This is a genomic window from Clostridium sp. (genome assembly GCF_047718555.1).
In the GTDB taxonomy this organism is placed as follows: Bacteria; Bacillota; Clostridia; order Clostridiales; family Clostridiaceae; genus Clostridium_I.
In genome coordinates this window covers 1-12,421 of the sequence record NZ_JBDNRK010000048.1, presented here as the reverse complement: position 1 = coordinate 12,421, position 12,421 = coordinate 1, and the positions used below count along the sequence as shown (strand labels likewise).

The window sequence follows — 12,421 nt, the reverse complement described above, 5'->3', positions numbered from 1 at the left end:
AAATAAAAAAATTACCCTATCATAGATTTTACTCAATACAATTTTAATGGTATCTGCTTACACTATAGTAAAATTAAGTTACAACAATGTGTCAATTTAATTAAATTTTATATAAGAAAGGCACCCGGCTTATAATAAGCTGAGTGCCCTAATTGTACTTATATACTATACTTTTATGATAAAATATTTTCAAATAAATAATCAATTAATATTGTATTTATTTGAATATGAATAATGCAATTATTTTATACTATTTTCATAGTCTTCAATTATCTTTTTAACCATTTGTCCGCCAACAGAACCGTTCTGTCTTGAAGTAAGGTCTCCATTATAACCGTTAGTTAAAGGAGTTCCAACTTCTTTAGCAGCTTCTAGTTTAAATCTATTTAAAGCTTCTCTTGCTTCAGGGACTAAAACTCTATTTCTTGACATAATTGAACATCTCCTTTTTTATGTTATATTATATAGTTTTAAAAAATTTACTTTATAGTGTTTTCGTAATTTTCAATTATCTTTTTAACCATTTGTCCGCCAACAGAACCATTCTGTCTTGAGGTAAGGTCTCCATTGTAACCATTAGTTAAAGGAGTACCAACTTCATTAGCAGCTTCTAATTTAAATTTGTTTAAAGCTTCTCTTGCTTCAGGAACTAAAATTCTATTTCTGGTTGCCATAATTAACATCTCCTTTCTGATATTATATTATGTGGTTTTGATAAACTTATTACATGTAATTATAGGACAAGTTGGAATTAGAAGTTATGTAAAATAATAATTTCTAATGAAGGAATATATTATCTTTTACTTTCCATTATATATAGGTTAATATCTGTGAGTTAGCTAATAATTGATCTAAGTAAGACTCATTGATAATAAAAATTGAATAATAGTAAAATTTATTGTATTATTTGTGTAATTAAACATTTACAATATTTTAAAATGTATCATTAAGGAGGATTATTCCATGGAGCGTATTTCAATAATTATATTGTTAATTTTAGGAATTGTTATTTTTATATTGGGAAAGAAAAAACAAAAAAATAAATTAAAGAACATAGGCATTGTATTGATTTTATTTGCCATTGCAGTAGGAATTCCATACTTTATCAAATGATTTTCTGATTCAATATTCTCTTGATACTAAGTAAATTACTTTTATTTAAAGTTGTAGTAAAGAGTAGCTGAGTACATTAATAAAGATTTTTTCTAAAGGATAGGGATTTCTAAGTAATAGATACTTAGAAATCTGTTAGTAAGCATAAGAAGTCATAAAAAATCCACCTGATGAAAGAATTTTATTCATTATTTTAGATATAATTGTAGGTGTTGTTTGAAAAAATTTTTATCATATTAGTTTTGAGGATATTTTAAATGACATTTATCTATCAATGAATCTTACTTGGTGGGAGTTTGGTGTACTCCCGCCAAGTTTAGATGAATTATCCAGGGACGTGTCGCTGTTATCTCCAGCTCTAGAAGGTGGAGTGTTACAGTGACTAGTCATCGGATAAAATAAGTTTGGATGAAAGATTATCTATAATAGTTTTAGTATTTCTTCTAGGTCAGGTTTAAAACTTTCAGAGGTGGAATTATTAACCACATGTAATCCTTCTAAATTTGGTAATGAGAAATCTTTGGTCTTTACATATTCATTCCAATTAGCAAGTTTCCATGTATCTCTATCTGAATTTCTTTCTATCATTCGTTTATGAGAAATCTCAGGATCACAGTCAACCCAAACAAGGACAAGTTCCGCATCATAGGCTTTAAGTTTTTCTTTTAAATCACTGATATACTGTTTATTTCTAAGTTCCTTTGAAAATGGCGCATTGAGTATTACATGTTGATTAAAAAGTAAACTTTCAAAGGCAACTTGCAATATAGCTTCATATTCAGCATCTCGCAGATATTCCTGAAAAAATTTTGAATCCCTGTTATAAGGTTCATTTCCTGCTTTAAAAACCATTTTAGATAGAGGTATTATTGAATCTTTATCTAAATATACAGGATTATTTATTAACTTTGCTAATTCCATAGATATATAGGTTTTGCCACAACCAGGAGGAGAACCTACAAGTATAAAGTACTTCTTCATTTTAACATCTTCCTTTCTACAATATATTTTAAAACTTTAGCTTTATTTAATAGTATTATATAATTTAAGTTATGGCTATTTAAATAAATGTTGCGTAACACAAAATCTCAATTCTTTTATAAAGAGTAAATTTACTTTAAAGTATTGATATCATATTTAAGTATTAGTATACGATACGTAAAAATTAGCTATATTATAATATATTATTTGAATTGGTGGTAGAAAATATGAGTAAATCTACTTTTCATAAAATTTTTGTATCAAAGAAGGAGTTAATGATGAATCTTTTTATTGTATTTACAATATGTATATATAAAAAATTCTCAATAGGAGTTTAATCCATTGAGAATTTCTATTTGCATACTTTTTATGATGTAAAGTACATATAAGTTTTATTTAATTTTTAAAAAACTGGCACTACAGCTACACCGTATTTATCATTTATGAACTTTCTTACATCATCTGTAAGTAATGCCGCTTTAAGCTTTTGAAGTTCAGGTCTCTTCTCATCACCTTTTCTTACAACAACTAAATTAGCATAGGGTGATTTAGCATCTTCTCTGAATAGAGCTGTCTTAGGATCTATACCAGCTTCTAATATTCTATTTGTGTTGATTATAGCTCCATCAACTTCTGGAAGATTTCTTGTAAGTAATCCTGAGTCTACTTCAATAAATTTTAAGTTTTTAGGATTGTCAACAATGTCTTTTGGGGTAGCTTTAAAATCGTTAAGACCATCTTTTAATTTTATAAGTCCTTTACTTTGAAGCAGTACCAGCATACGGTATTCATTTGAAGGATCGTTAGTAATTAAGATTTTTGCGCCATTTTTAAGTTCGTCTATTGACTTTATTTTCTTCGAATAAAATCCTATTGGCTCTACGTGAACAGCGCACAATACTGAATAGTCAAAGTGTATTTCTTTAGCAACGGATTGTAGATAAGGTAAATGCTGATCATAATTGGCATCTACTATTTTATCTCTCACAGATTCATTAGCTTGTTCGTCACTGGATATAATTTGAAGATTTATACCCTCCTTTTTCAAAACAGGTTTAATATGTTCAAGGATTTCTGTATGTGGTGTGGCGCTGGCCATTATTTTTATTGTTACTTCCTTTGAAGAGGTTGATGTTTTATCAGCACTTTTAACGCCGCAACCTCCTAGTAATAGTACTCCTGACATAATTGATGCAAATAGTATTTTTTTTAATTTCATGAAAATTACCCCCTTAAATTTTTGTTATTCAAATTTATATCTTTTTTTATTAACCTGCCTTGCTGAAAAATCTCCTAAAAACTGAACTCCTTGCACCAATAGAACTATTATAACAACGGTACTAAATAATACATCAGTTCTATATCTCTGATAACCAAATCTAATGGCTAGGTCACCAAGGCCACCTGCTCCTGTTGCACCTGCTACTGCTGTTGCTCCAATTATTGAAATGAGACCTAGAGTAAATCCTCTTATTAATGAGGGCAGTGCTTCTGGTACAATCACCTTAGATATTATTTGAAACTGATTTGCACCCATAGAAAGAGCTGCTTCAATCTTTCCCCTTTCAACAGTTCTAAGAGAATTTTCATAAATTCTTGCAAGATATGGTGCCATGCCTATGGAAAGAGGTACTATTGTGGCAGTGGTTCCTAAAGATGTACCTACTATTAACCTTGTTAATGGTATCAATATTACAATAAGTATTATTTCAGGCACTGAGCGTATGGCATTAATTATTGTTCCTAGAACTTTATTTAATTTTAAATGCGGCCAAATACCACTTTTATCTGTTATTACCATAATAATTCCAAGTACGAAGCCTACGAGATTAGCTATAATAGTTGTTGCTATAACCATATATAAGGTCTGACCTAGTCCTTCCAATAATATTTCTATTAAATCATCACTCATATTACTTCACCTATATTAATAGAATCCTTTCCTTGAAAATTTGATAGTATTTCTAAAAACTTTTTAAGAGTATCACTCTTTGGATTTATAAACAATTCCTCTGTTTTACCGCTTTCTGTTATTTTACCCTGTTCAATGACAGCTGTGTTCTTACATATATACTTGATAACTTCTAATTCATGTGTTATAAGGATGATAGTTATATTAAGTTTTTTATTTATGTCTTTTAGGAGTTCAAGTATGGAGAAAGTAGTCAGCGGATCTAGTGCAGAGGTTGCCTCATCACTAAGTAAAATGTCAGGCTTATTTGCAAGAGCTCTTGCTATACCTACTCTTTGTTTTTGACCTCCACTTAATTGAGAAGGGTATGCATTTCTTTTATCTGAAAGATCTACTAGTTCTAAAATTTCTTCCACTCTTTCTTTAATTTTTTTCTTTGGAACTTTATCAATTTGAAGTGGAAATGCAATGTTTTCAAAGACTGTTCTTGAATCTAAAAGGTTAAACTGCTGAAATATCATACCTATCTTTTTTCTAGATTTATTAAGTTCTTTTTTGTCTAAAGTGGTTATGTCCAAATTGTCTATTGTTATATTGCCTGAATCCGGTTCCTCAAGACGGTTTATACATCTTATCAAAGTGGATTTACCTGCACCACTGAAACCAATTATTCCAAAAATATCCCCTTTTTCAATTGTAAGATTAATATCTTTTAATGCAGTTATTTTCCCATAAGGAGTGTTATATTCTTTACTGACATTAGATATTTTTATCATATTGATCTCTTCCTTTCAAATTTTTTATATAGGTATATGCAAATATCCCATAAACAGAAAATTTTATTAATAATATGGTTCATAATTCTTTTCATAGTTCATCTCCATTCAGCGAAAATGTATATATAATTTATTAAATATTTAATAAACAGAATTCTTGGCATCAGGTGGAGTTTTTATTCCATCTGATGCTTAGAAGTCGTTATCCAGGGACGTAGCCACTCTTTACTCCCACTTGAAGAAGATGGAAGTATTAGAGTGGGTAGTCATCGGATAAAAATAAGAGGCCTTAAATTAAACACATATTTCACTTAACACTATAATAAATATACTGTTGAATAAAATGATGTATTTTATTTAAAGCCTCTGTTTGCACAGTCAGCAATATTACAAGTAAACATATATGTTTACTTAATTTACTTTAGTTTACCACCTCTAACTATAAATGTCAATATTAGATATTAATTTCAGTGTATGAATTATACCTGATAATTTTATTATTAGAAATTATGTTCCTCAATCAGAAATTTTAAAATATACTGATGTTGCTATAACTCATGCAGGAATGAATAGTACAAATGATTTGATATATAATAACATACCTTTTGTGTCAATACCTATAGGTGCAGATCAACCATATATGGCAGGAAGGGCATCGGAGCTTGGAGCAACTATTTCGTTAGATAAAGATAAACTTACACCAGAAATTCTAAAAAATTCTGTTGAAAAGGTTTTAACAGATCCAAGCTATCTTGAGAATATTAAAAAGATAAGTAACTCTTTCAAACAGACAGGTGGCTATAAGAAAGCTGTAGAAGAAATCTTTAAATTGAAAGAAAAAATAGCATATTAGCTTAGTGTAAATAGTCTTTAGAGCTTGCCTATGTTTCACTTTTAATATGGAGTATTAAAAGTGAAATAAAATTCATTGATAGATAAGTAAACCTTTCTTAACATAGATATAAAAATTTTGACAGCTGTTTATATGAGGGATATACTTGAATTAAAATATTTTACTATGTTAGGAGTGTAAAAATGAAGAGTACAGTATTTTTGAATTCTAAAAAATTAAATTTTGATAGCAATATTGATTTTTCCAAATTTAATAATTTTACTAAAGTTACTCAATATGATACTAGTGCTGAAAGTGAAATTTTAGAAAGAGTTAAAGGACAAAATATAGTGGTAACTAAAGAACTTCCTCTTAGTGGAGAACTGATAGCTAAATTTCCATCTTCTGTAGAACTTATCTGTGAAGCTGGTACAGGCTATAATAACATAGATATAAAAGCTGCTAGAGATAAAAATATCACTGTATGTAATGTTCCAGGTTATAGTACTGATGCTGTAGCACAACTTGTTATAGCTTTTATATTAAATTTAAGTTCATCACTTTCAAAGCAGCAGGTTATGCTTAAACAAAACAATTTCGATAATTTTAGTAAAGATTTACAAGTGCCGCATTTTGAAATAAAAGATAAAATATTAGGTGTAGTTGGAGCTGGAGCCATAGGACAACGTGTAATAAAAACTGCACTAAGTTTAGGAATGAAGGTACTAGTACACAATAGGAGTGTAAAAGCTATTGATAATGTAGAGTTTGTTTCTTTAGATGAATTGCTTGAAAAAAGCGATTTTGTAACGCTTCATTGTGCACTTACTGAAGATACAAAATACCTTATAGATAGTAGTAAGCTAAAACTTATGAAGTCTTCTGCATTTATTATAAATACAGCAAGAGGAGCTATGATAAAGGAAACAGATCTAATTGAAGCTTTAAAAAATAACGAAATTGCAGGGGCTGCTCTGGATGTTCAATATCCTGAACCACCAGCTTTTGATAATCCACTTTTTTCTATGGATAATGTTATTTTAACTCCACATATAGGCTGTAAATGTATTGAATCAAGGCAAAGACTTATTGACCTTTTAGGTGAAAATATAGAGTCTTTTATTGATAATAAAGCGATTAATGTAGTAAATTTTGATATATAAAGAAAACTTTTATTTGATGATCTGTGAAATTATATAAAAAATTTTTTTTCAAGTGAATCTAGTTATATATTTTTGAGAGTTAGTATAATATAATTTGACAAATTATAATACTAAAATTATAATAATTTTAGTATTACTGCAGATATTTTGCATACAACTTAAAAACGGTTAACCAGAAAAACTGGAGACCATGTTTGCTGCTATTAATGAATAGAGTGAAACATGGTCTTTTTTTGTGAAAAATACAAGTTTAAATTAAATACTATATAATTTCTTTGAGTTGAATGAAAAGTATAAGTATTAATAATTCATCTAAACTCAGTTGGAATACAAACTCTCACTGAGTAAGATTCATTGATAACATGTTAATGGGAGGGAAAAATATGGGGGTCAATATAGAAAAATCTTCAGTTGAAATAAGAGAGAAAAGGCTTAATTCAATTAATGGTTATGAAGGTACTGCTTCTGATTTATGTAAGAGTTACGATAATAAAACTTTATGTAATCGTGACAGATCTTTTACTCAATGTACAACTTGCAGTGCTGATCAGGTTATGAATCAATTATCTTGTATTCAAGATGCGGCAATTGTGGAACACGGTCCAGCAGGTTGCAGTGGTGATATTCCAAGGCGTAATCTGGTAAATAGATCGGGAAGAAAGGCAAGAAATATACAAGTATGCAATGTGCAGTATATAAATACAAATTTAACTGAAAAAGATACTATATATGGAGGTTTAAAAAAGCTTGAAAATGCTATAAGGGAAGCCAAAAATAGATTTAATCCCAAAGCTATATTTGTAACAACTACCTGTGCTTCTGCAATAATTGGAGATGACATTGAAAGTGTAACAGATAAAATTGAAAAGGAAATTGGACTACCTGTAGTTCCTATATATTGTGAAGGCTTTCGCTCAAGAATCTGGGCTACGGGATTTGATGCTTCCTATCATGGAATTTTGAGAAAAATAGTCAAACCTGCAAGAGAAAAAAAGTCAGATGTAGTAAATATAATTAATTTTCATGGTACAGATGTATTTTCGCCACTTCTTGGGAAAATTGGGCTTAAAGTTAACTACATTGTGCCTTTTACTACTATAGAGCAGCTTAGCCATATTTCAGAAGCAGCTGCTACGCTTCAGATTTGTTCTACTTTAGGAACTTATTTGGCAGCAGGATTGGAAAAATATTTTGGAGTACCTGAAGTTAAAGCCCCAGGACCTTATGGAGCATCTGGGTTTAATGCATGGATTAGAGAACTAGGTAAAATAGTTCATAAAGAGAATGAGGTTGAAGAACTCATAGAAGAAGAAAAAAACAGGACAGCCTTCCAAATAGCTGAACTTAGAAAAAAACTATCAGGAAAAAAAGTTTTTATAGGTGCGGGTTCCGCTTATGCTCATAGCATAGTGGCCATCGTGAAAGAACTTGGTATGGATCTTGTAGGGGTTTCTACATGGCATCATGATCCAATATTTGATAATTCTGATAAAAGGTCCGATACTCTTAGAAATGATGTAGAACATTATGGAAATTTTAAGCTTTCCGTTTGTAATAAGCAGTCCTATGAATTGGTAAGTATGCTGTATAAATATAAGCCAGATATATACATAGGCAGACACACTGGTACAATATGGGCTACAAAATTAGGCATACCATCATTTTTATCCTTAGATGAGCATTACGGCGTTGGATATCAGGGTTTGATAAATTATGGAGAGTTAATCTTAGATACAATTAGTAATACATCTTTTGTTAAGGGTATAGCTTCTCATAATAAACTTCCATACACTGATTGGTGGTTAGATCAAGAGACATTTAAATTTATGGAGGGAAGAAAAAAATGAGTGAATTACTTCAGGAACCAAGACATTTTTGTGCCCTTGGTGCACAGCAAACAGTTGTAGCCATAGACAGGGCTATACCTATTTTGCATGCGGGACCAGGGTGCAGTGCAAAGTTATCAGCAGCAATGTCTACCTGTGGAGGTTACCAGGGTACAAGATATGCAGGAGGAGATGCTATTCCATGCAGCAATATGTTAGAAAAAGATGTAGTGTTTGGAGCAGAAAGTAAACTTAAAAAGCTTATAGAGAGCACTTTGAAAATAATGGATGGTGATTTGTTTGTAGTTCTTACTGGATGCACCTCTGATATAATAGGGGATGATGTAGGAGATGTAGTTAGAAATTTCCAAAAAGAAGGTATACCTATAGTACACGCAGAAACAGCAGGATTTAAAGGTGACGCCTATAAGGGGCATGAACTTGTTCTTGAAGCTATAATAAATCAATATTTGAAAGCTGATGAAGAAAAAATACCTGGCCTTGTAAATGTTTTTGCATCAGTTCCCATTCATGATCCCTTTTGGGAAGGAGATCTAAAAGAAATAAAAAGATTAATTGAAAGTATAGGTCTTAAGGCCAACATATTATTTGGTTATAATGCTGGAGGTATTGAAGCTATAGACCTCATACCAAAGGCTGAGTTTAATATTGTAATTTCTCCCTGGATAGGTATAAAGACTGCAAAGCTTTTGGAGAAAAAGTTTAAAACACCCTATTTACACTATCCTGTGCTTCCTATTGGAGCAGTTGAAACCTCAAAATTTTTAAATGCAGTGGCTGATTATGCAGGAATAGATAAAAAAGTGGTTAATGAAGTGATAAAAAAGGAAGAAAATGAATATTATCACTATCTAACTAGATTAGCAGATTTTCTAGTAGAATTCAGATTTAATTTACCTAAAAGATTTTTTACTATAAATGATTCAGCCTATACTCTTGCCATGACTAAATTTTTAATAAATGATTTGGGACTCTTACCTGAACATCAGTTTATAACTGAAGATGTTCCAGAGGTATTTAGAGATGAAATTACAGGATATTTTAAAAATATTGCACCTAATATATCTTCTGATATAACTTTTTCTCAAGATGGAGGAATAATTAATACAGAATTATCTAAGTTCCAGATTAATAGAAGTCCATTAATTCTAGGAAGTTCCTGGGATGTAGATATCGCATCACAGCTTGGGGCTACCAATGTAAGTGTTGGATTGCCTATAGTGGACAGAACTATACTTCAACGCAATTATGTGGGATATACAGGAGGATTAAATTTAATAGAAGATATTTATAATAAAGTGTTGTCAAAACATAATTAAAAACTGATAAGGCAATAAGATTTTTTTGAATAAAATGGAGAGCTATTCAGTTAAGTAAAAATAACTAAATAGCTCTCTATTTTCAAAGAAAAAATATTTTTTTAATAGTCTTCCCAGTCATCATCGAACCCGCCAAATGGGAAAAAGAATGGGAAAATAATAAAAGGGAATTGGGATCTACGTCTACGTCTTCTGCGTCTTCTACGTCTAGGTCTAGGTCTCCCAAATTCACCCTGTCTGTACTGATAATCATCATCAATATTAAGATATCCATATTCTTCAGGATTTTCATAATCATCAAATACAGGTTCATTGTAAGCTCTATAATCATTGTATTCAGGGTAATAAGAATAGTACGGTGATGGATAAGTATTGTAGTCATAATTTACATTTTCTGTATCATAGTAATTATTTACTTTTTGTTTGTTATTATCGTTATTATTATTCACGATATACCTCCATAAAATTTACTACAGTAATATATTATGCATAAACTGGAAAAAGGTTAATCACTTTTAAATTAAATTATTCGTAAAGAAAATTAAGTCTTATGAGTAATTTGTCTAATTATTTGTTGAATTTTATTTTAATATTTATCCTAACAAGCATTTTTTTCTAGTGAAAAAATAAAAGATTAATATTTCCAGTAATGTTTTTTTGATAAATTGATAAAAATATATTGACATTTATTTTAAAACTCAGTAATATTTTAAATGTCATAGTAGTAATATTTTATTTATATTTTATTAAATTATTTTAAGGGGGGCTTTTAAATGAATGGAGTAAATTCAGGAGATACCGCATTTGTAATTATTGCAGCAGCATTAGTTATGTTAATGACTCCAGGACTGGCATTATTCTATGGAGGAATGGTAAGAAGAAAAAATGTATTAAGTACTACAATGTACAGTTATGCAGCATTGGCAATTGTATCAATTCAATGGATATTTATAGGTTATACTTTAGCTTTTGGAACTGATATAAAAGGATTAATAGGTGGTTTTAACTTCTTTGGATTAAGTGGAGTAGGCTTTGCACCAAATGCAGATTACGCGGCTACAATACCACAGCAGGTATTTATGCTATTCCAGTTAATGTTCGCAATAATAACACCAGCATTGATTTCAGGAGCAATTGCTGAAAGAATGAAATTCTTAGCCTTTGCATTATTTGTGCTATTATGGACTACATTAGTTTATGACCCAATTGCTCACTGGGTATGGGGCGTAGGAGGCTGGATAAGAACTATAGGAGCCTTAGACTTTGCAGGAGGAAACGTAGTTCACATAAGTTCTGGAGTATCAGGACTTGTAGCAGCAATAGTACTTGGAAAAAGAAAGAAAGTATCAATACCACATAATCTTCCAATGACAGTATTAGGAGCAGCTCTATTGTGGTTTGGATGGTTTGGATTTAATGCAGGAAGTGCTTTAGGAATAAACAATCTAGCAGGAAGTGCATTTTTAACAACAAATACAGCAGCAGCAGCTTCAGCAATAGCATGGAGTGCATGTGAATATATTCATAGAAAGAAAGTAACATCATTAGGAGTTGCTAGTGGACTAGTAGCAGGATTGGTAGCAATAACACCAGGTTCAGGTTTTGTAACACCAATGGCTTCATTAGTAATTGGTTTAGTTGGAGGATGTATTTGTTTCTATGCAGTAACCTTTATGAAAGCAAAATTCGGTTATGATGATGCATTAGATGCTTTTGGATGTCATGGAATAGGCGGAATTTGGGGAGGAATCGCTACAGGAATATTTGCATCAACAGCAATAAACTCAGCAGGTGCAAATGGACTATATTATGGAAACATTAAATTATTAGGTGCTCAACTGGTAGCAATTATAGCAACAGTTGTGTATTCAGCAGTAGTAACCTTCATCATATTAAAAGTAATTGATAAGATTATGGGAATCAGAGTAAGTGAAGAAGAAGAACAGACAGGATTAGATGTTACTCTTCATGGTGAAGAAGCTTATGGTGGAGTAAATAATTAATTTACGAACAAATATTTTATTGCGAATATAATATATAAGAAGGGGGTATTATCATGAGCGAAAAACTTACAAAAATAGATATTATAACTGCTCCTGGAAAGTTTGAGGAATTAAAAAATGCCTTAGATGGAATTGGAATTACAGGAATGACAGTTTCAAACGTTTTAGGTTGTGGAATGCAAAAAGGGCATAAGGAATATTACAGAGGAACCACAGTAGATATAAACCTACTGCCAAAAATAAAAGTAGAGATAGTAGTATGTGACGTACCTGTGGAATCTGTAGTTGAAACAGCAAAGAAAGTACTTCACACAGGAAAAATAGGCGATGGAAAAATATTTGTCTATGATGTACAAAATGTTATACGTATAAGCAGCGGAGACGAGGGAAGAGCTGCTTTGCAGTATAATGATTAGTCTAAGTTTTGAAGCAAGTTCTTAATTCAGGTGGGGATTCTTTTACCCCATCTGAATTT

The 12,421-nt window shown here is 30.8% G+C and carries 13 protein-coding genes and 1 pseudogene; 7 read left to right on the top strand and 7 right to left on the bottom strand.

Annotated elements, in window-relative coordinates; genetic code table 11:
* Positions 1-240: 240 nt before the first annotated feature.
* A complete protein-coding gene (locus ABF633_RS15935; protein WP_415524878.1) occupies positions 241-432 on the bottom strand; it encodes an alpha/beta-type small acid-soluble spore protein in 192 nt (63 codons plus the stop codon).
* A 47-nt stretch (positions 433-479) separates the two neighbouring features.
* A complete protein-coding gene (locus tag ABF633_RS15930) occupies positions 480-674 on the bottom strand; it encodes an alpha/beta-type small acid-soluble spore protein (RefSeq protein ID WP_415524877.1) in 195 nt (64 codons plus the stop codon).
* Between the two features lie 289 nt (positions 675-963).
* Here ABF633_RS15930 and ABF633_RS15925 point away from each other — a divergent pair, with 289 nt between their 5' ends.
* A complete protein-coding gene (locus ABF633_RS15925; RefSeq protein ID WP_415524876.1) occupies positions 964-1,113 on the top strand; it encodes a hypothetical protein in 150 nt (49 codons plus the stop codon).
* A gap of 420 nt (positions 1,114-1,533) precedes the next feature.
* On the opposite strand, the gene ABF633_RS15920 is transcribed toward ABF633_RS15925, so the two are convergent.
* The 4 genes from ABF633_RS15920 to ABF633_RS15905 all read right to left on the bottom strand — a co-directional run bounded on the left by ABF633_RS15920 (position 1,534) and on the right by ABF633_RS15905 (position 4,782).
* Positions 1,534-2,094: an AAA family ATPase gene (locus ABF633_RS15920; protein ID WP_415524875.1), complete on the bottom strand. Its 561-nt coding sequence runs from the start codon at positions 2,092-2,094 to the stop codon at positions 1,534-1,536.
* 403 nt (positions 2,095-2,497) lie between these two features.
* Entirely contained in the window at positions 2,498-3,313 is an 816-nt protein-coding gene (locus ABF633_RS15915; RefSeq protein WP_415524874.1) for a MetQ/NlpA family ABC transporter substrate-binding protein, read from the bottom strand.
* Between the two features lie 24 nt (positions 3,314-3,337).
* Entirely contained in the window at positions 3,338-4,006 is a 669-nt protein-coding gene (locus tag ABF633_RS15910; protein WP_415524873.1) for a methionine ABC transporter permease, read from the bottom strand.
* On the bottom strand, positions 4,003-4,782 hold the full coding sequence (locus ABF633_RS15905; RefSeq protein ID WP_415524872.1) for a methionine ABC transporter ATP-binding protein: 780 nt from the start codon (positions 4,780-4,782) through the stop codon (positions 4,003-4,005). The genes ABF633_RS15910 and ABF633_RS15905 overlap by 4 nt, the downstream gene beginning before the upstream one ends.
* Before the next feature lie 481 nt (positions 4,783-5,263).
* Between ABF633_RS15905 and ABF633_RS15900 the strand changes: the two are divergent.
* The 4 genes and pseudogenes from ABF633_RS15900 to ABF633_RS15885 form a co-directional block, all read left to right on the top strand.
* Positions 5,264-5,635: pseudogene (locus ABF633_RS15900) on the top strand (nucleotide disphospho-sugar-binding domain-containing protein); the annotation flags it as partial.
* A gap of 182 nt (positions 5,636-5,817) precedes the next feature.
* The gene (locus ABF633_RS15895; protein WP_415524871.1) at positions 5,818-6,777 is read left to right on the top strand and encodes an NAD(P)-dependent oxidoreductase; all 960 of its coding nucleotides are present in this window, start codon (positions 5,818-5,820) and stop codon (positions 6,775-6,777) included.
* Between the two features lie 383 nt (positions 6,778-7,160).
* Positions 7,161-8,624, top strand: coding sequence for a nitrogenase component 1 (locus ABF633_RS15890; protein ID WP_415524870.1), 1,464 nt, complete (start codon positions 7,161-7,163; stop codon positions 8,622-8,624).
* Positions 8,621-9,943, top strand: coding sequence for a nitrogenase component 1 (locus ABF633_RS15885; protein ID WP_415524869.1), 1,323 nt, complete (start codon positions 8,621-8,623; stop codon positions 9,941-9,943). The genes ABF633_RS15890 and ABF633_RS15885 overlap by 4 nt, the downstream gene beginning before the upstream one ends.
* 101 nt (positions 9,944-10,044) lie before the next feature.
* On the opposite strand, the gene ABF633_RS15880 is transcribed toward ABF633_RS15885, so the two are convergent.
* Entirely contained in the window at positions 10,045-10,392 is a 348-nt protein-coding gene (locus ABF633_RS15880) for a hypothetical protein (protein WP_415524868.1), read from the bottom strand.
* A 324-nt stretch (positions 10,393-10,716) separates the two neighbouring features.
* Between ABF633_RS15880 and ABF633_RS15875 the strand changes: the two genes are divergently transcribed.
* Together ABF633_RS15875 and ABF633_RS15870 are read left to right on the top strand one after the other, a co-directional pair.
* Complete coding sequence (locus ABF633_RS15875) at positions 10,717-11,946, top strand: ammonium transporter (RefSeq protein WP_415524867.1); 1,230 nt, start codon at positions 10,717-10,719, stop codon at positions 11,944-11,946.
* 53 nt (positions 11,947-11,999) lie between these two features.
* A complete protein-coding gene (locus tag ABF633_RS15870) occupies positions 12,000-12,362 on the top strand; it encodes a P-II family nitrogen regulator (protein WP_415524866.1) in 363 nt (120 codons plus the stop codon).
* The last annotated feature ends 59 nt before the right edge of the window (positions 12,363-12,421 follow it).